At 66.3% G+C, this 17,573-nt stretch carries 19 protein-coding genes; 8 read left to right on the plus strand and 11 right to left on the minus strand.

Annotation, left to right across the window (positions count from 1 at the left end):
• Positions 1–33 precede the first annotated feature (33 nt).
• Complete coding sequence (locus ACZ1I5_RS04780) at positions 34–1,827, minus strand: hypothetical protein (RefSeq protein WP_465172590.1); 1,794 nt, start codon at positions 1,825–1,827, stop codon at positions 34–36.
• Between the two features lie 23 nt (positions 1,828–1,850).
• On the minus strand, positions 1,851–3,161 hold the full coding sequence (locus ACZ1I5_RS04785) for a patatin-like phospholipase family protein (protein WP_465172591.1): 1,311 nt from the start codon (positions 3,159–3,161) through the stop codon (positions 1,851–1,853).
• Between the two features lie 207 nt (positions 3,162–3,368).
• Between ACZ1I5_RS04785 and ACZ1I5_RS04790 the strand changes: the two genes are divergently transcribed.
• From ACZ1I5_RS04790 to ACZ1I5_RS04805, 4 genes are all read left to right on the plus strand, one after another.
• Positions 3,369–5,096 (plus strand): hypothetical protein, encoded by a 1,728-nt coding sequence (locus ACZ1I5_RS04790; protein WP_465172592.1) that lies wholly within the window; start codon positions 3,369–3,371, stop codon positions 5,094–5,096.
• 134 nt (positions 5,097–5,230) lie between these two features.
• Positions 5,231–5,614: a hypothetical protein gene (locus ACZ1I5_RS04795; protein WP_465172593.1), complete on the plus strand. Its 384-nt coding sequence runs from the start codon at positions 5,231–5,233 to the stop codon at positions 5,612–5,614.
• A 54-nt stretch (positions 5,615–5,668) separates the two neighbouring features.
• The gene (locus ACZ1I5_RS04800; RefSeq protein ID WP_465172594.1) at positions 5,669–6,793 is read left to right on the plus strand and encodes a zinc metalloprotease; all 1,125 of its coding nucleotides are present in this window, start codon (positions 5,669–5,671) and stop codon (positions 6,791–6,793) included.
• A complete protein-coding gene (locus tag ACZ1I5_RS04805) occupies positions 6,790–8,145 on the plus strand; it encodes a hypothetical protein (RefSeq protein ID WP_465172595.1) in 1,356 nt (451 codons plus the stop codon). The genes ACZ1I5_RS04800 and ACZ1I5_RS04805 overlap by 4 nt, the downstream gene beginning before the upstream one ends.
• A 39-nt stretch (positions 8,146–8,184) precedes the next feature.
• Here ACZ1I5_RS04805 and arsC read toward each other — a convergent pair whose 3' ends face one another.
• The 5 genes from arsC to aroQ all read right to left on the minus strand — a co-directional run bounded on the left by arsC (position 8,185) and on the right by aroQ (position 11,721).
• The gene (gene arsC, locus ACZ1I5_RS04810; RefSeq protein ID WP_465172596.1) at positions 8,185–8,523 is read right to left on the minus strand and encodes an arsenate reductase (glutaredoxin); all 339 of its coding nucleotides are present in this window, start codon (positions 8,521–8,523) and stop codon (positions 8,185–8,187) included.
• 3 nt (positions 8,524–8,526) lie between these two features.
• On the minus strand, positions 8,527–9,189 hold the full coding sequence (locus tag ACZ1I5_RS04815) for a hypothetical protein (protein WP_465172597.1): 663 nt from the start codon (positions 9,187–9,189) through the stop codon (positions 8,527–8,529).
• 210 nt (positions 9,190–9,399) lie between these two features.
• The gene (gene accC / locus ACZ1I5_RS04820) at positions 9,400–10,752 is read right to left on the minus strand and encodes an acetyl-CoA carboxylase biotin carboxylase subunit (RefSeq protein ID WP_465172598.1); all 1,353 of its coding nucleotides are present in this window, start codon (positions 10,750–10,752) and stop codon (positions 9,400–9,402) included.
• A 6-nt stretch (positions 10,753–10,758) separates the two neighbouring features.
• Positions 10,759–11,232, minus strand: coding sequence for an acetyl-CoA carboxylase biotin carboxyl carrier protein (accB, locus tag ACZ1I5_RS04825; protein ID WP_465172599.1), 474 nt, complete (start codon positions 11,230–11,232; stop codon positions 10,759–10,761).
• Positions 11,233–11,286: 54 nt separating this feature from the next.
• Positions 11,287–11,721, minus strand: coding sequence for a type II 3-dehydroquinate dehydratase (aroQ, locus tag ACZ1I5_RS04830; protein ID WP_465172600.1), 435 nt, complete (start codon positions 11,719–11,721; stop codon positions 11,287–11,289).
• A 147-nt stretch (positions 11,722–11,868) separates the two neighbouring features.
• On the opposite strand from aroQ, the gene thiS reads away from it, so the two are divergent.
• The 3 genes from thiS (at position 11,869) to ACZ1I5_RS04845 (ending at position 13,961) form a co-directional block, all read left to right on the plus strand.
• Positions 11,869–12,867, plus strand: a complete 999-nt coding sequence (gene thiS, locus ACZ1I5_RS04835; protein ID WP_465172601.1) for a sulfur carrier protein ThiS — start codon at positions 11,869–11,871, stop codon at positions 12,865–12,867.
• Positions 12,867–13,640 (plus strand): alpha/beta hydrolase, encoded by a 774-nt coding sequence (locus ACZ1I5_RS04840; RefSeq protein WP_465172602.1) that lies wholly within the window; start codon positions 12,867–12,869, stop codon positions 13,638–13,640. Before thiS ends, ACZ1I5_RS04840 begins: the two co-directional genes overlap by 1 nt.
• Positions 13,641–13,790: 150 nt before the next feature.
• Entirely contained in the window at positions 13,791–13,961 is a 171-nt protein-coding gene (locus ACZ1I5_RS04845; RefSeq protein WP_465172603.1) for a CsbD family protein, read from the plus strand.
• Between the two features lie 64 nt (positions 13,962–14,025).
• Here ACZ1I5_RS04845 and ACZ1I5_RS04850 read toward each other — a convergent pair whose 3' ends face one another.
• Positions 14,026–15,672 carry a thiamine pyrophosphate-binding protein gene (locus tag ACZ1I5_RS04850; protein WP_465172604.1) on the minus strand — a complete coding sequence of 549 codons (1,647 nt, stop codon included), beginning with the start codon at positions 15,670–15,672 and terminating at the stop codon, positions 14,026–14,028.
• 203 nt (positions 15,673–15,875) lie between these two features.
• Between ACZ1I5_RS04850 and ACZ1I5_RS04855 the strand changes: the two genes are divergently transcribed.
• Complete coding sequence (locus ACZ1I5_RS04855; protein ID WP_465172605.1) at positions 15,876–16,193, plus strand: antibiotic biosynthesis monooxygenase; 318 nt, start codon at positions 15,876–15,878, stop codon at positions 16,191–16,193.
• A 394-nt stretch (positions 16,194–16,587) separates the two neighbouring features.
• Here ACZ1I5_RS04855 and grxD read toward each other — a convergent pair whose 3' ends face one another.
• The 3 genes from grxD to ACZ1I5_RS04870 are packed head-to-tail and all read right to left on the minus strand — an operon-like array spanning position 16,588 to position 17,512.
• On the minus strand, positions 16,588–16,920 hold the full coding sequence (gene grxD, locus ACZ1I5_RS04860; RefSeq protein WP_465172606.1) for a Grx4 family monothiol glutaredoxin: 333 nt from the start codon (positions 16,918–16,920) through the stop codon (positions 16,588–16,590).
• A 14-nt stretch (positions 16,921–16,934) separates the two neighbouring features.
• Positions 16,935–17,168 carry a BolA/IbaG family iron-sulfur metabolism protein gene (locus ACZ1I5_RS04865; RefSeq protein WP_372852413.1) on the minus strand — a complete coding sequence of 78 codons (234 nt, stop codon included), beginning with the start codon at positions 17,166–17,168 and terminating at the stop codon, positions 16,935–16,937.
• Positions 17,169–17,188: 20 nt separating this feature from the next.
• Positions 17,189–17,512, minus strand: a complete 324-nt coding sequence (locus ACZ1I5_RS04870) for a DUF1476 domain-containing protein (protein ID WP_465172607.1) — start codon at positions 17,510–17,512, stop codon at positions 17,189–17,191.
• Between the last annotated feature and the right edge of the window lie 61 nt (positions 17,513–17,573).

Below are 17,573 nucleotides of genomic sequence, written 5' to 3' on the forward strand. Positions count from 1 at the left end.
GCGGCTCGCCTTGCTCTCGGCGCCTTGCCCTGTTCAGGGATCGAGCAGGCCATAGTCGACAACCGCCCGGTTGCGGAACACGCGCTTGCCGAACGGGGTGAGCAACGCGTCTCGCGTATCGCGCCACTGGCGGATCAGTGAGTCCTTTAGCTGTGGGTGGCCATAATCGGCATAGACCTTGTTCTTGTCGAGCTCGCCCCGCTTGGCCCAGTGCATCGAATAGGGGATGTGGTTGCCGTCCAGCGTGTCGCGCACCAGTTTGGCGCCTTGCGGCAGCGTGTCGGCGAGCAGTTCGAGGGCGGCCTTCAGGTCCGCGGCGTAGGACAAGGTCGGTTTGACTGTCGCATGGGCCATCGCGCAGATCAGCGGCGACAGGCCGTCGATCTCGATCACCGCATTCTTCTCGAAGCGAGTGAAGGCGAGCGTGCCGCATGCCTTTTCGACGAACCGCACGGTGAACACGAACGACGGGGGCAAATCCCCTACGGCAGCGCAGAGCAGCGGCAGCACCTGCGCAAGTTGCTCGAGCGGGACGGCGAAGGAGGCATTGTACAGCGCGCCCGGCCGGTCGCCCGTGATTTCCCCGTCATGCATCTGGCTCCAGCGAAACGGTCCCGGTGCGTCTGCGCCGTCCGGATCGAAGTCGCCATTGATCATGTCATAATGCTGCATGCCGAGATACCGGGCGAAGGCCGACGGCGCGTTGATGAGGAGCGAGAAAACCCAGGCCGGGACGGTGCCGGCGGCCTTGGTGGCGAAGCCCATCGGAATGGTGGCCGGTGCGTTTGCCACCGCGTTGACGAGCAGATCGCCGAGTTCCATGAGCACCAGGTCCGGATGCTGGATGTTGGCGGATTCCGAGACGAACGCGGCGCGGCTGGTGCGGAAATACATGGTGTGTGTGGACACGTCGTCGAACAACGCGTGCGGATTGATCGTGACCTCGTAGAACAGCGGCGCGGCCTTGCAGCCGAGGTGCTGGGCCATGGCGGTGAAGTCGCCGGCGGCGATGCTTGTCAGCAACGCGGGCTGCAGGATGTCGACGCGCCGCATCACCGTGAAATGGTCGTTGGTCGTCAGCTCCAGGGCCATACCGTTGACGATTCCCATCGCGCCGAGATGGACCAGCGCATCCTCGAAACGATCATCGTCCCGCACCAGCCTGGGCGGTTTGCCGTTGATCGCCAGCCTGGCCAGACCCTGGGCACTCAGCAGCGGCGCTGACGCCGGCTCGATCCACACATGCTCGCCGCTGCCGACGATAAGGTGCAGGCCCAGCACCATATTCTGGATACCGCCAAAGCCGAGCCGCGAGCCATGGCTCGACGTGCCGATCGATCCGGCGACGCTGGGCCATAAAAAGGTACCGCTGGTGTGGATCGTGCGGTTCCTGCTTTCCGCCCAGTCGGCGAGGTCGCGCAACATCGTCCCCCCGCTGGTCAGCGCCACGAAATCGGCGGCCGACCGGCAGCGCGGGTCGCGTTCGTCCTCGGCGAGCATCTCGGTCCCCTTGAGGCCAAGCGCATCGAGCTGTGCGTCAGGCGTGCCGATCAACGGCGCGAAGCTCCAGCATTTGCCGGTGGTGCCGGCGGCGAAGCCGGTCGGAGGTGCGGGATTCTGCGCTTCGAGTTTGGCCAGATAGTCGAACAATACAGCCCCGGTCGCCGCGAAGCGGGCCAGCCCCGATGGCATCGTCACATCGCTCGCATCGATATGGGCCAGGCTCCTGATCTGGAGGTGCGGAACGGGGTTTTGTGGCGTCGGTACGCCCAGCGTATAGTGGAAGTTCGACCAGTCCACATTGGACTCATAGGTGATCTTGGGCATCGCTTGCTCCTTCACGGATCGGTTCAGCGGCCACCGGGGGTGGCGGGCAGGTGCTTCATCTCCAGCTCGGACAGCGCAATGAAGTCAGGCCCGTACCTGGCCTTGAACCGCCCCCAATCGGCCAGGCAGTTCATGAAGGTCTTGTCGAACAGCGCGGCCGGGCGGGGGCCGCAGGAAGGGGGAATCACTGGCACTTCGCCGGCCGGGTGCGAGATGTCGCCCGGCTTGGGGCGCGGCGCGTTGAAGCCGTCGGCCGAGATCACGCTGATCGGCCCCTTCGGATAGTTGATGCGCAGGCTCGCGATCGACATCAGCTCGTTCTGGTTCACGATCGTCGAATAGCCGCGCAGGCCCAGGCGCAGGATATCCGGCCTTGCATCGACTTCGGCGATGCCGGGATGGTCCTTGTCATCGGCGTCGCGGAAGACGATCGTCGGGCCGTTGCGGATCACATAGAGGTGCGGCCGGTCGCGGGCATCGGGGCGTGCCAGGAACTTCGTCATCCGCTCGCCGATGCCGGTATCGAACACCGAACTGCGCACGCCGCCATCGGTGTAGCTATGCCCGTCGATCTGCACGGGCGTGAGCCGCACCGGGATGGAGCTTGACGCGATCGCGGCGCCGGCGACGCATTCGGCCACGCGGGACAGCGGCTGGTTGGTGGCGATTGCCTGGCGCACCAGCCGGGTGATGTGCACTACCTTCAGGTCACCGCTGCGCGCTTCGACCGTCGCAACCGACAGGGCGGGGCTGTCGGGGCGGGCGATGCGCAGCAACGGCGATTCCGAGCCATCCAGCGGGAGCAGATAGGCCATGACCTTCGCCCGGAGCGGCGTGATGTCGTTCTCGGATCCACGCGACAGCATGCGGAGCAGACCGTTCTTCTTTGACAGCTCGCTCTCGTCCTTGATGCGATAGGCGGCCTCCAGGCCCGCATAGTCGTTGGCGGCGATGAACAGCCCCTGCAGCGCCCCCGTGCTCACGCCGGTCACCACCGCCCAGTCCCGCTTGCCGAGCTGGTTCAGATAGCCGGCCCCGAACGCCCCCCAGCTGCCACCGCCGGAGAGCATGAGCACTGGCAATTCCAGCGGCGCAGCTCGCTTGTCCGACAGGATACTCGCCCGCCGGTCCTCCCAGCCCTTGAGCGCCTCGATGATCGGATCGCTCCCGCTGCCATCGATCTGGAACGACCGGATTCCGCTGCAATCCGGCTTGCCGTCCAGCCCGTTTGGGCATTCGTCATATCCGGCGTCACGCTGCAGTTCCGCGAAGAGCGGCGTGGATTGATAGCTCTCGATGTTGCCGCTGAGCATGTCGCCGCAGCGAAACTGCATCGGTCGTGCGCCCAGATGGACGCACCCCCCCAAAAGAACCGGGACGGAGATGATTGCCGCGATTCGCATTTCGGTTGCCCCTCTTTGGCGTTAGGAAAGGATTCACTCGTTGCCGGGGGCTTTAAGCGGCGCAGAGTCCGAAAAGCGTGAAACGGGCGTCGCTGCGTAACGGGTTCCGGCATCGGCCGTGGGGGCGGGGAATTGGGGATGCAGCGCTATCGGCTCAATCTGGTGGGGCCCTTCGGGCTTTTTGCGCCCGATGGCAGCCGCATCGAGATCAGCAGCCAGAAAGCCGCCGCGCTCATTGCGATCGTCGTCGTTTCGTCGGGCGGCGTGCGCGCCCGCCGCAAGCTGGAGGCGATGTTGTGGGGGGCTCGCGCGCCCAAACAGGCACAGGACAGCCTGCGCCGCGAACTCTCCAATCTGCGCAGGGTGCTGTCCGATCATGGCGCGAGCGATCTGCTGATCTGCGAGACCAAACGGGTGGCGCTGGCGATCGACCGGCTGGAAGTCGACGTGTTCGCGCTCGGCGTGAGCGCGCCCGATGCCCGCACCCGCTTCGGTGGCGATTTCCTGGAAGGCATCGATCTGCCGGATTGCGACGAATTCGAGGACTGGCTGCGCGAGGAGCGCGAGCGCGTGCGCGACATGATCGAACTGGCGCTGCCCGAGCCTGCCGAGCCGCTGCCCAGCGCCGACGAGATCTTCGGCGGCGCCGTGCCGACCGCGCGCGAGACCCTGGCATTGGGTACGCGGCCGTTGCCACCGCCCAAGCCGTCGGTTGCCGTCCTCCCCTTTACCGTGCTCGGCCCCGATCCCCAGGCCTGGCTCGGCATCGGGCTGGCAGGTGAGATCAGCGTGTGCCTGAGTGGTTTTCCGCAACTTTTCATCGTCTCCAGCAACGCTTCGCGCCTCCTGGCGGAGGAGGGGCGGTCGCGCCCCGAGATCGCCAGCCGACTGGGCGTGCGCTATCTGCTCGACGGCACGATATTGAGCGACGGCGACAATCTGCGCGTGCTCGCATCGCTGATCGACGGGCTGAACGGCGAGCAATTCTGGTCGGACACCTTTATCGGCCGGATCGACGCCAGTTTCACCTTCCAGCAGGCGATCGCCGGAAAGATCGCACCGCAGATATGGACCAAGGTGGATCATGCCGAACGCCAGCGCAGCCTGCGCCTGACTGGCCCGATCTCCGGCGACTATGAACGTTATTGGCGCGCCAATGCCCTGTTCCGCAGCTGGGAGAAGGAGGCGATCGCCGAGGCGCTCGACCTGACCTTGCAGCTGGTCAATGACGATCCGACCTGCCCCTGGGCCACCTCGCTCGCAGCTTATTGTTGCAGCATCGCCTATCTCATGAACTATTCGCCGGACCGCGAGGCGACGCTGCGCCGGGCGATCAGCAATTATCAGGCCGCGATGCGCTTCGGGGCGGAGAATGTGGAGGCGCTGGGCTATTGTGCGGGTACGCTGATGAATATCGGCGGCGACCTGGAGATGGCCGATCGAATCGTCGCCCGGGCGCTGCATCTGCTGCCGGCGCACCAGCCGACGCTGTTCTGGGGCGGCTGGGTGGACGTGCTGCGCGGCGACGCCGAGCGTGCCTCCGAGCGGTTCGAGCTGGCGCTGCGGATCAACCCGGCGACCGGCGCGCTTGGGCAGACGCTGTCGGGTATCGGCTTCGCGGCGCTCCAGCGCGGCACGATCGAGGACGCCTATCACTTCTTCGTCGAGGCGGACCGTGCGACGCCGGGCTTTCCGCCGACGGCGCTCGGCCTGTGCGTGAGCGCACACTTGCTCGGCAGGCAGGAAGAGGCCCGCACGCTTGCCGCCACGCTGGTGAATGGTCCGGGACTGGCGCTCGCGCGGCAAATGCGCCGACCCGAGCATCGCCAGATGCTGGAGGCCATCTTGCAGGCGGCTGGCGCGTGATCGGGACATTCTGAACCGTTTCGGCGCGAATTCCCTTTTTCACGCTCGGCGAACAGGAATTTCACGCTGCCCGGACCCTGATGGGAGGACTGTCTCCTCGTTGCGATCGACACGGATCGCGAAGGAGGAAGATCATGCAAGCCATTGTCACGATCACCGCATTGGTGATGGGCGGCCTGTGTTTCGCGCTGTTTCTCTGGTTGAGTGTGAAGGCGCAAACCGCAAGGCCGTCCGAACCGGCCAGGCAGATGGCCGTCAAGGCCCAGGGGCTCACCCCGGTGAGCGTCGGCGAACTCACTGACCTCGTCAAGGCGCTGACGTCGCTGAGCGAGAGCCTGTCCAAGGCGGGGCCTGCATTGGCCCTGCTGATCGGCTCGATTCTGTTCCTTTCCATCGCCGCGGTCGCCAGCGGCGCGGTCGTCGGCAAGCCTGGGCCTGCGGAGTGCACCGCGAAATGCACGCCCGCCGGCGGCGCACAAGGCAATGCCCTCGCGCCGGCCGAGCCGCCCAGGAAATAGTCCTGTCCGCCGACGCGTCGTCGGCATCCCAACTTCTTACCACAGGAGTGCGTCATGACCGTTCATACCTGCACGCCCAAACGCCTGCCCGAAGCGTCGATCGACGGCGCGCTGATCAAGGCCGTCGAGGTCAATCTGCGCAACTATTCTCCCGTCACGCGCTTCAAGCGATTGCTTCCCACGCACGACCTCGACCGCGCGTCGCTTTCAATTCTCATCGAGCGGAAATGGAAGACCAACGGGGTGCGGCTGACCGTCGGATTTCTCGACAATCCCGAGCCGGTGCTGCGCCGGCGCATCCTCGCGCACATGAACGCATGGGGGACGAGCGCCAACGTCGCCTTCACCGAGACCAGCGGCGAGGCCCAGGTCCGCATTGCGCGCGGCGGCGGCGAGGATGGCGGCTATTGGTCCTATCTCGGCACCGATGTCCTGCTGATCGACGCCGACAAGCCCACGATGAACCTCGAGGGCTTCACCATGAACACGCCGGAAAGCGAGTTCATTCGCGTCGTCCGGCACGAGACCGGCCATACCCTGGGTTTCCCGCACGAACATATGCGCCGCGAACTGGTCGAGAAGATCGATCGGGAAAAGGCCATCGCCTATTATATGGCGACGCAGGGCTGGTCGCGCGAGGAAGTGATCGCGCAGGTCCTCACGCCGATCGAGGATGGCTCCCTGCTCGGCACGCCCCGCGCGGACAGCAATTCGATCATGTGCTACCAGATCCCCGGCGCGCTGACGCGGGATCACCATCCGATCCCGGGCGGCGCGGATATCGACGCGCTCGACTATGACTTCGCCGCCACCTGCTATCCGCACGCACCCGCCGCCGCGGCGATGGAGGCGCTGCATGCGCTCACGGCGGCGCGGGACACGGGCGGCGGCGTTGCCGACTTCTCGCAGGCGCAGGCCGAGACCTGCGTGATCGACGGCGTGCTGCGCGTGCCGGCCGAGGAACCTTCGCTGACCGACACGGTCGCGGATGCGTTCGACGATGCGGACAAGGTGCGGGTCCTGCTGAGCTGCGTGCAGGATGTGATCCACGATCTCGGAATCTTCGTCTCGCTTGCCAGCGGCAGCGACGCGGAAATGACCGAACTGGGCAAGGAATCCTATCTCTCCCTCGCCGCCTGGGTGCGCGACCAGGTGCTGGCCAATGGGAAGTATCTGTGAACCGCGCGCTGCTCGCCGCCGCCACGGGGCTGGCGATCGCCGCCTCTCCCGCCGCGCAGGCACGCCCGGGGGCCGAGAGGCCGGACCGGAACCTCATCGACAACCTCGCCCCGCTGATCGCGAAGCATTGCACGCCCACCGGCGACAGGCGGGGTGAGATCAAGGCCGCGGCGCTGTACGAGGCGTTGCTGTCGAGCGATGTGGTGACCTTCAAGAACGTTGCGCCGCTGCTGGCGCAACCGGGGAGCGTGCTGGCGCCGCTCTTCATCGCCGGGAAAGGCGATGACCGGGGAGCGTATCTGCTGGTCAGCCGCACGGTCGGCGGCTGGACTGCGCCGACGGAAGAGGGGGCCGGACGCTTCCTGCCGCTCGCCGATGGTGGCATCGAGGTGCAGGCGCGCAGCGGCGGTCCGCTCGGCGCGGCCGACACCGCGGCCGTGCTTGCCGACATTTTCGATCGGAGCGACGCGAACTACCGCTTCCTGTGCATCCCGTCGGCCGAGCACACGCCGCCGCCCTCCGATGGCGGGGGTGTCGGGCAGTTGCTGATCGCCAAGGAGCCGACCGATTTCGCGGCGGCAAAGCTTACCGACCGCCCGTTCGCGGAGTTCGCCTATCTGCGCGACGAGGATGCGGACACTGACACCTATTCATTCTACGGCACGCTCGGCATCGGCTTTGGCGACCGGTCGATCGGTAGAAAGGCGTATGACGCGGGGCGCAGCAAGGTGATGGCGCGCATTCGTCCGCTTGTCTTCACGCAGCTCGAATATGAGAAAGCGAGCGATGCCGCGACGGCAAAGGTCGACAATCTCAATCTCGGTCTGCAACTCGGCGGTGTCGTGCAAACCCGCGGGAAGACCACCGCCAATCACTTCTATGCGCTGAGCGTGCGCTATCTCACCGATACGCGCTTCGACTCCTCGGGCTGGTCCGTCGCCGCCCAATGGACACCGCGCTTTCCCATCCCTGGCAATCTTATCGCCGCGCCGCTGGGCGGCGGCGTCGACTTCTCGTGGAAGCTGACCGGCGTCGGCGATCATGCGGGCTTCAGCGATATCGGCCGCAAGACCGATCTGGCGGGCGCACCGCATTATACGCGGCTGGGGTTCGATGCTGCCGCCCAGCTGCGCCTGAAGCTGGCGAACGCGGATATCCTGTCGCTGGCCGGCACCTATGCGCTGCGCGAGAATCTGGAGCGCGGGCTCGGGGATGCCCAACGGCTCGGGCTTCGCCTGACCTTCGCGCCGTCGGACAATCTGTCGATCGGGCTCGGCTATGATCGCGGACGCAATCTCGACACGCTCGAGCATTCACGCACGGTGAAGCTCGTCGTCGGAATCCGCAAATGATCGCAGAACGTCTCGATCGGGGCCGCGCACGCGCATCCCTCAGAGAATCTCGCGTACCTTCTCCGGCGGCCGGCCGAGCCGGACACCCTTTTCGGTCTCGACGAGCGGCCGCTCGATCAGGATCGGATCGACCATCATCGCATCCAGGATCGCGTCGCCCTCGGCATATTTGAGGCCGCGCGCCGCATCCTCGGCCATGCGCAGGCCCTGGCGTGGCGTCATGCCGGCGCGTTCGTACAGCGCGGCGAGCTTCTCGCGGGTCGGCGGGGTCTTGAGATACTCGATCACCTCGACCTCCACGCCGGGCGTCTCCTGCAGGATCGCCAGGGTCTCGCGCGACTTGGAACAGCGCGGATTATGCCAGATCGTCGCCTTCAACTCTCAACTCCCAACCTTCAACTGTCTCGTCAGGCTCACCCACCAGGCGAGCAGCGCGAGCAGCACATAGGCAAGGAGTCCGAGAATGGCGAGCGATGGCGGCGGCGGATCGACGATCGTCGCCGGCTCCGGCCCGAACCAGTTGAACGCCTGGAACGCGGCCATCGCCACCGCCAGCGCGGCGACCGGCATCCACGGCCCGCGCGTCTTCCGGGTGAACCAGGCAAGCGTGCCGTAAGCGAGGATCAGTTCGAGCGGCATCTCGATCGCCGGATAATTCCACAGGCCCAGCCCGAACGGCGGCGGCCCGCCCGCGAGCGTCAGATCGGGCCGGTGGACCAACAGGTCGATCAGCCAGTGCGAGAACACGACGGCGCCACCGATCAGCGCCGTCACGCCGCTGCGCCGCCACAGCCATATCAGCAGCGCGAACCCCGCCGACCAGGCCAGCGCGCCGATGAGGCTGTGAGTCCAGGGCATGTCGTACAGGTCCATCGGGTTCATCGCGGTGATGCCGGGGACGAGCCGCATATGCTCCACGCCGAGCAGCACGAAGGAGAAGAAGGCGAGATCGACGAGCTGCGCCGCGACGAACAACGTGCCGAGTCGTGGTGCTTTAGGGGACGTCGCCGCGATGAGTGCCGCGCTGTAATGGCCGATGAACATGATTGCTCTCCCCCGATTGGGAAAGTCTATCATCTTGTCGGCCTCGTGGCAGCCATGATGGTAAGAGGGCTGCGCTGGCCACGGAAAGACCCTTCACTTCCCCGGCGCAGGCCGGGGTCCAGTCGGGGCACAGCAGTGATTGGCGTCGCGCGCTGTTACGTCAGCCTTCCCAACTGGACCCCGGCCTGCGCCGGGGAAGGTTGGGCAAGATCAATCCTCCTGCCGCGCCAGCCATTCCTCGAGCCACTTGATCGTATAATCCCCCGCCTGGAAATCCGGGTCCTCGATCAATGCCTGATGCAGCGGGATCGTGGTCTTCATGCCCTCGATCACGAATTCCTCCAGCGCCCGGCGCAGGCGGCGGATCGCGCCCTGGCGGGTGGTGCCGTAGACGATCAGCTTGGCGATCATCGAGTCGTAATAAGGCGGCACGCGGTAACCGGCATAGAGCCCGCTATCGACCCGCACGTTCATGCCGCCCGGCGCATGATATTGCTTCACCAGCCCGGGCGAAGGCGCGAAGGTCCGCGGGTCCTCGGCATTGATGCGGCATTCGATGGCATGGCCGCGGAACACCACGTCCTGCTGGCGCAGGGTCAGCGGATGCCCCTCGGCGATGCGGATCTGCTCGCGCACCAGGTCGAGGCCAGTAATCATCTCGGTCACCGGATGCTCGACCTGGAGCCGGGTATTCATCTCGATGAAGTAGAACTCGCCGTCTTCCCACAGGAACTCGATCGTGCCCGCGCCGCGATACCCCATGTCGGACATCGCCTTGGAGACGATCCCGCCCATGCGCTCGCGATCCTCGGCGCCGAGCACGGGGGAGGGGGCCTCCTCCAGTACCTTCTGGTGCCGCCGCTGCAGCGAGCAGTCGCGCTCGCCGAGATGGATGGCATTGCCCTGGCCGTCGCCGAACACCTGGAACTCGATGTGGCGCGGGTTGCCGAGATATTTTTCCATGTAGACGGTCGCGTCGCCGAACGCCGCCTTGGCTTCGCTGCCCGCCTGCATCATCAGCGTTTCGAGCTGATCCTCGGACGCGCACACCTTCATGCCGCGCCCGCCGCCGCCGGAAGCGGCCTTGATGATTACCGGATAGCCGATCTCCCGCGCGATCGCCTTGGCCTCGACCACGTCGCCGATCGCGCCGTCCGAACCCGGGACGAGCGGCAGGCCGAGCGCGCCGGCGGTGCGCTTCGCCTCCACCTTGTCGCCCATGGTGACGATATGCTCGGGCTTGGGCCCGACGAAGATGATGCCGTGCGCTTCGACGATCTCGGCGAACCGGGCATTCTCGGACAGGAAGCCATAACCGGGATGGATCGCGTCGGCATGGCTGATCTCGGCCGCCGAGATGATGTTGGCGACGTTGAGATAGCTCTCGGTCGCGGGCGGCGGGCCGATGCAGATCGCTTCGTCGGCAAGCCGGACATGCATCGCGTCGGCGTCGGCGGTGGAATGCACCGCGACCGTCTTGATGCCCATCTCATGGCAGGCACGATGGATGCGCAGCGCTATTTCGCCGCGATTGGCGATCAGGAGCTTCTTGATTTCAGCCATTATGGCTTACTCGACGACCACGAGCGGCTGGTCGAACTCGACCGGCTGGCCGCTCTCGACCAGGATCGCGCGGACGGTGCCGGCACTGGGCGCGAGGATCGGGTTCATCACCTTCATCGCCTCGACGATCAGCAGCGTATCGCCGGCCTTGACCGTCTTGCCGACGCTGATGAACGAGGCCGCACCGGGCTCGGGCGACAGATAGGCAGTGCCGACCATCGGCGACTTGACCGCGTTCGCGGCAGGAACGGCCGCCGGGGCCTCGACCGGCGCGGCGGCGGTTGCCACGGGCGCGGCGACAGGCGCCGGCGCATAATGCGCCGTTGGCGCCGCTGCGGCGGCCTTGCGCGCGATCCTGATGCGCCGTCCGCCGTCCTCGACCTCGATCTCGGTCAGCTGGGTTTCGTCGAGCATCTGCGCGAGCTGGCGGACCAGCTCCACATCGATCCGCATCGGATCGGTATTCGTTTCTTCGGCCATGCGACCCATGATCTCCCTTATTGGGCCAAAAACCCTATTAAGCGGGGCGTCCTGTCAGAGACGGGCGGCGGCTTCAAGCGCAAGCAGGTACGAAAGCGCGCCGAAGCCGGCGATGGTTCCCCGTGCGGCACGACCTACCCAGCTCAAATGCCGGAAGTCCTCGCGCTTGTGGGGGTTGGAAAGATGCACCTCGATCACGGGCGTTTTGATCGATTTGATCGCGTCGTGAATCGCGACCGAGGTGTGGGTGAAGGCGGCGGCATTGAGGATCACCGCCCTGGCGCCGACGGCCTGCGCCTCGTGCAGCCAGTCGACCAGGTGCCCCTCGTGATTCGACTGGCGCACATCGACCTTCAGATCGAGCTCCCGCGCCCGATCCTCGAGCTGCCCGGCGATGTCGTCGAGCGTGTCGCTGCCGTAAATCTCCGGCTCGCGCAGCCCGAGCAGGTTCATGTTCGGACCGTTGAGGACGAAGATCGTATCGGCCAAGGAGGAGCCTTTCGGTTGCGGGCAGCGTCTCGCCCTCTATATCGCGGGCGGCCCTTCTTTAGCCGTTCGTGTCGAGCGAAGTCGAGACACAGTGGTGCGGGAACGGGCTTCTCGACTTCGCTCGAAGCGAACGGCTAGGGAAGATCAATGCACACCGATCACACCGTCTCGATCCGCGTCAACGGCGAACACCGCCGTGTCGCCGCGGGCCTCACCCTGGCGCAGCTCGCCGCCGATCTCGGCCTCGTCCCCGAAAAGGTCGCGGTCGAGCGCAACCTCGAGGTGGTGCCGCGCTCGACGCTCGGCCAGGTCATGGTCGAGGATGGCGACGAGCTGGAGATCGTCCATTTCGTCGGCGGCGGCGACGTCACGCCGACGCTCGACAGCTGGACGGTGGCCGGCCGCACCTTCCGCTCGCGGCTGATCGTCGGCACCGGCAAATACAAGGATTTCGCCCAGAACGCCGCCGCGCTGGAGGCCTCGGGCGCCGAGATCGTCACCGTCGCGGTGCGCCGCGTCAACGTGTCCGATCCCAAGGCACCGATGCTGACCGACTTTATCGACCCGAAGAAAGTCACCTATCTCCCCAACACCGCCGGCTGCTTCGATGCCGAATCGGCGATCCGCACCCTGCGCCTCGCGCGCGAGGCGGGCGGCTGGGACCTGGTGAAGCTCGAAGTGCTGGGCGAGGCCAGGACGCTCTATCCCGACATGGTCGAGACGCTGCGCGCGACGGAGATCCTGGCGAAGGAAGGTTTCCTGCCCATGGTCTATTGCGTCGACGATCCCATCGCGGCGAAGCGTCTGGAGAATGCGGGCGCGGTCGCGATCATGCCGCTGGGCGCGCCGATCGGCTCGGGGCTCGGCATCCAGAACAGGGTGACGATCCGCCTGATCGTCGAGGGCGCGGGTGTGCCCGTGCTGGTCGATGCGGGTGTCGGCACCGCGTCCGACGCGGCGGCGGCGATGGAGCTTGGCTGCGACGGCGTGCTGATGAACACCGCGATCGCCGAAGCCAAGGACCCGATCATGATGGCGGCGGCGATGAAGGCCGGGGTCGAGGCAGGGAGGCTCGCCTATCTCGCCGGTCGCATGGGCAAGCGCCTGTACGCCGATCCGTCGAGCCCTTTGGCGGGGTTGATCTGATGAAGTCGGTGCGTGTCGGGTTGATGCTGCTCGCGGCGACCGCGCTGTCGTCGTGCGACAAGCCGGAGACCAAATACAACAATGTGCCCCCTTCGGAGGCACATGCCTGGACGCCGGTGACCTTCAAGGCCGCGGACGACCTCACCGTCTTCGCGCGCAGCTATCCGGCGGTTAAGCCCAGGGCCGTGATCCTGCTGTTCCACCAGGCGGACTCGAGCAAGGGCGAATATACCGAGATCGCGCCGCGCCTGCGCGACGCCGGCTATACCGCCATCGCGATCGACCAGCGCTCCGGCGGCAAGCTCTATGGCGATAACGAGACCGTGGCGTTGCTCGGCAAGAGCACTGACTATCTCGAGGCGAAGCCCGACCTGCAGGCCGCGCTCGATTTCGCCAGCCAGTCGAAGCTGCCGGTCATCCTGTGGGGCAGCAGCTACTCCTCCTCGCTGACCTTCCCGCTCGCCGCGGAGAACCCCGGCAAGGTAAAGGCGATCCTGGCCTTCTCCCCCGGCGAATATTTCCCGGACAAGGCGCTGGTGAAGACGGCGGCGGCCAGTGTGACCGTCCCGGTCTTCATCACCTCGTCCAGCGACTCCGGGGAGATCGCCGAGGCGAAGGCGATCGCCGCCGCGGTGCCCGGCGGTCGCGCCGAGCAATATGTGCCCGCCGCTGGTGTGCACGGCTCGTCGACGCTGATCGCGGCGAAGGACCCCAAGGGCGCCGAGGCGAACTGGGCGGCGGTCATGGCCTTCCTCAAGAAGGTCGCACCCTAGGGGCGCCCGCCGGCGGCATCCCCTCTGTTTTCAGTGCATTGCGAGGCGGATACGCGATGAACCGCAGGAACCGCGCGCGCGATCGACCGTTCTTGTTCCGGGAGTGGCTGGCGCCGGCCCTCGGCGCCGCGGACACCAAGGAGCACGGACATGGGTGAACTCGTCGACAAGATCAAAGGCAATGTCAACGAAGCGATCGGCAAGGCCAAGCAGCAGAGCAACGATCCCGCCACGCGCGATGAAGGCGCCGGTCAGGAAGTGAAGGGCAAGGCCCAGCAGACGATCGGTAAGGTCAAGGGTGCGCTCGGCGACGATATCTGACGCGATCCGTTTCGATTGCCTTGAAGGCCGCTCCGGGCAACCGGGGCGGCCTTTTCTACAGGCGTTACCGCTTCCGGATCGCCGAGATCGTGGTGGCAGGCGTGATCGCCTCCAGGTCCGTCTTCAGGTGGAGCAGCCTGACGCCGGTCTCCGCCATGGCGCGGGCCAGGGCTGGCGCGAACGCTTCGGTCGTCTCCACCGTCTCCGCCCAGCAACCATAGGCCCGGCCGAGTGCCGCAAAGTCCGGGTTGCGCAGCTCGGTGCCGGAGATCCGCCCGGGATATTCGCGCTCCTGATGCATGCGGATCGTGCCGTAACCGCCATTGTCGATCACCAGCACCAGCATGTCGGCGCCGTGCCCGACCGCGGTCGCCAGTTCCTGACCGTTCATCAGGAAACAGCCATCGCCGGCCAGCGCCACCACCATGCGATCCGGATGTCGTAGTGCCGCGGCGGTGGCGGCCGGCACGCCATAGCCCATCGCGCCGGCGGTCGGCGCCAGCTGGCAGCCGGGGCCGGCATAGTGCCAGTAACGATGCCACCAGCCCGAATAATTGCCCGCGCCGTTGCAGATGATCGTGTCGGCCGGCAGCGCATCGCGCATCGCCGCGACACAGGGGCCGAGATCGAGCTTGATGTCGCGTGGGGCAGGGCTGGACCAGGCGAGCCATTCCCCATGCGCTTCCGCGCCGGCAAAACCGGGCAGGGCGGCATTGGATGCGGCGAGCGCGGCCGCGAATTCCGCCATGCCCGCGCAGATCGCGAGATCGGCGCGATAGGCGCTGTTCAGCTCGTCCGGGTCGGGGTGGACATGGATCAGGACCTGGCCGGGATGATCCGGCGTGACCAGCGCATAGCCGTCGGTCGTCGCCTCGCCGAGGCGCGGTCCGACGACCAGCAGCACATCGGCCGCCCTGATCCGCGCGACCAGCTTCGGGCTGGGGCCATAGCCGAGATTGCCCGCCCAGGCCGGCGAGGCATTGGGGATGGCATCCTGCCGGCGGAACGCGGCGGCGACGGGAAGGCTCGTGCGTTCGGCAAAGGCCGTGAAGTCCCGCGTCGCGGCGGCATCCCAGCCCGCGCCGCCGATAATGGCGACGGGCGCCCTTGCCCCGGCGAGAAGATCGATCGCGGCCGTGACCGCGTCACTGGCAGCCGCCTGCGCGGGCCGCTCGATCCGCGGCCGGTCGACCGCGACCACCTCGTCCAGCAACATGTCCTCGGGCAATGCCAGCACCACCGGCCCCGGCCGCCCCGACAGCGCGATGCTCCACGCCCGCGCGACATATTCCGGGATGCGCGCGGCATCGTCGATCTTCGCCGCCCATTTCGCGATAGGCCCGAACATCGCTGGAAAATCGATCTCCTGGAACGCCTCGCGGTCCTTCGTCCCGCGATCGACATCGCCGATGAACAGCAGCATCGGCTGCGAATCCTGCATCGCGACATGGACACCGATCGAGGCGTTGGTCGCGCCCGGCCCGCGCGTCACGAAGGCGACGCCCGGCCGCCCGGTCAGGGTGCCGTCGGCGCAGGCCATGAAGGCGACCCCGCCCTCCTGCCGGCACACCACCAGGTCGATCTCGGGCGTATCGTGCAGCGCGTCGAGCACGGCGAGGAAGCTCTCGCCGGGAACGGTGAAGATTCGGTCGCAGCCTTGCGCGACGAGCTGGTCGACCAGGATACGGCCGCCGGAGCGTGAGTTCGTCATGCCGTGATTCCTGGACCGGCCCGCGCCAATTTGCTAGTCCGTGCCGGTCGAAAAGAAGCAGGCCGGTATCGGTAAGCCCGGCCACCGCTCCTTCGGGAGCGCTCTCCGTATCCGCCGAGGCGGAACCCGCGACAGGAAGGGACGCGATACCCGCGTTCCCGGCCTGTCGGGGTGTGCCCCACAGGCCTGTACGGAGAAACGACATGCCGATCATTACCAGCGGAACCGGGGTCATCACCCAGATCAACGTCTTCACCTGCGATCCCGCCAACCAGGCGGCGCTGATCGCCCTGCTCGCCGAGGGCGCGCGATCGGTCAGCGACGTGGAGGGCTGGATGTCGGCCAGCATCCACCGCGGGCTCGAAGGAAATCGGGTGGTGAACTATGCCCAGGTGCGCGACCAGGCGGCGCAGGATCGGGTGATGGCCCGGCTGAAGGCGAGCGATTTCTTCGCGCGCAACGCCGCGCTCGGCACCGCGCATCCCGGGCTGTACGAGGTCGCCGTCACCATCGGCGGCTGAACTGTCGGAAGGGTTTACAGTCGGCGCGGCGCGGGCAGGGGCGTTAACCATCGCCATGCCCGGATGTCCGCCCTTCATCCGGAGTGGCACGCCGACTGCATAGTCTGAAGCATGCCGAGCGTTCATCGCTTCAGCAGGACGGGCCGATACTCCCCCCGATCTCGTATCGGTCCGTCCTACCCGGCTTCTCCATATCTCCGGAATGTTCGTGCGGTCATGACGTCATTGGCCAGTCTTTCCCCGTTCGGGCTGAGCTTGTCGAAGCCCTGCTCTTTTCTTCGACGGAAGAAAGAACAGCTCTTCGACAAGCTCAGGGCGAACGGGGGAGGGTGGCGAATAAAAAAGGCCCCGCACCGGGTCTCCGGTGCGGGGCCTTTCGGTAGCGTTCGAAGCCTCAATTCCCCGACGTGACGCCCTGATCCTCCAGAAGCTGCGCGAGCTCGCCGCTCTCGTACATCTCCATCATGATGTCCGAGCCGCCGACGAATTCGCCCTTCACATAGAGCTGCGGGATGGTCGGCCAGTCGGAAAAGGCCTTGATGCCCTGGCGCACGCCCTGGTCCTGCAGCACGTCGACGCTGTCGAACTCGGCGTTCAGGTGGTTGAGGATGGCGACCGCGCGGCTGGAAAAGCCGCATTGCGGGAAGAGCGGGCTGCCCTTCATGAAAAGGAGAACGTCGCTCTTGGCGACCATCTCGGCGATGCGGGCCTGTGCGTCATCGGTCACTGGTTCTACTCCTGTTACTCGGGAACCGCGGTGGTGAGCTGAAGCGCGTGAAGCACGCCGCCCATCCGCCCGCCCAGCGCGGCATAGACCGCCTGGTGCTGCTTGATTCGGGGCAAGCCCCGGAAACTCTCGGACGTCACGCGCGCCGCATAATGATCGCCGTCACCGGCGAGATCGGTGATCTCGACCCTGGCATCGGGGATGCCCCCGGTGATCAGCGCTTCGATCTCTTCGGCTGCCATCGCCATGGGATTATTCCGCCCCCATCTTATTCGGACTGCATCAGCTGGCGGCGGGCCTCGATCGTATGGTCCTCGATCGCGCGGCGCACCGCCCCCTCGTCGACCTCGACACCCGCGGCGTTCAGGTCGCTGACCAGCTTGCGAATCACGTCCTCGTCGCCCGCTTCCTCGAAATCGGCCTGCACGACTGCCTTGGCATAGGCGTCGGTCTCTTCCGGGGTGAGCTTCATCTGGGCGGCGGCCCATTGGCCAAGCAGCCGGTTGCGCCGCGCCGTGATGCGGAACGCCATTTCCTCGTCGCGCGCATATTTGGTTTCGAAGGCCCGCTCGCGATCGTCGAAAGTGCTCATGGTTGCTCGGTCCCCTTGGGTCTCTCAAATATTACCGCGGAGATAGGGGCGCGGCCGCCAT

Source organism: Sphingomonas sp. BL-S-30, assembly GCF_055521475.1.

Bases quoted from the DNA above. Each gene is read 5' to 3' on its own strand.
- ACZ1I5_RS04795 (WP_465172593.1), top strand. From the start codon at position 5,231: ATGCAAGCCATTGTCACGATCACCGCATTGGTGATGGGCGGCCTGTGT.
- ACZ1I5_RS04845 (WP_465172603.1), top strand. From the start codon at position 13,791: ATGGGTGAACTCGTCGACAAGATCAAAGGCAATGTCAACGAAGCGATC.
- accC (WP_465172598.1), bottom strand. From the start codon at position 10,752: ATGGCTGAAATCAAGAAGCTCCTGATCGCCAATCGCGGCGAAATAGCG.
- ACZ1I5_RS04780 (WP_465172590.1), bottom strand. From the start codon at position 1,827: ATGCCCAAGATCACCTATGAGTCCAATGTGGACTGGTCGAACTTCCAC.
- ACZ1I5_RS04815 (WP_465172597.1), bottom strand. From the start codon at position 9,189: ATGTTCATCGGCCATTACAGCGCGGCACTCATCGCGGCGACGTCCCCT.
- ACZ1I5_RS04785 (WP_465172591.1), bottom strand. From the start codon at position 3,161: ATGCAGTTTCGCTGCGGCGACATGCTCAGCGGCAACATCGAGAGCTAT.
- ACZ1I5_RS04840 (WP_465172602.1), top strand. From the start codon at position 12,867: ATGAAGTCGGTGCGTGTCGGGTTGATGCTGCTCGCGGCGACCGCGCTG.
- ACZ1I5_RS04800 (WP_465172594.1), top strand. From the start codon at position 5,669: ATGACCGTTCATACCTGCACGCCCAAACGCCTGCCCGAAGCGTCGATC.
- ACZ1I5_RS04870 (WP_465172607.1), bottom strand. From the start codon at position 17,512: ATGAGCACTTTCGACGATCGCGAGCGGGCCTTCGAAACCAAATATGCG.
- ACZ1I5_RS04790 (WP_465172592.1), top strand. From the start codon at position 3,369: ATGCAGCGCTATCGGCTCAATCTGGTGGGGCCCTTCGGGCTTTTTGCG.
- accB (WP_465172599.1), bottom strand. From the start codon at position 11,232: ATGGCCGAAGAAACGAATACCGATCCGATGCGGATCGATGTGGAGCTG.
- ACZ1I5_RS04865 (WP_372852413.1), bottom strand. From the start codon at position 17,168: ATGGCGATGGCAGCCGAAGAGATCGAAGCGCTGATCACCGGGGGCATC.
- ACZ1I5_RS04850 (WP_465172604.1), bottom strand. From the start codon at position 15,672: ATGACGAACTCACGCTCCGGCGGCCGTATCCTGGTCGACCAGCTCGTC.
- ACZ1I5_RS04855 (WP_465172605.1), top strand. From the start codon at position 15,876: ATGCCGATCATTACCAGCGGAACCGGGGTCATCACCCAGATCAACGTC.
- thiS (WP_465172601.1), top strand. From the start codon at position 11,869: ATGCACACCGATCACACCGTCTCGATCCGCGTCAACGGCGAACACCGC.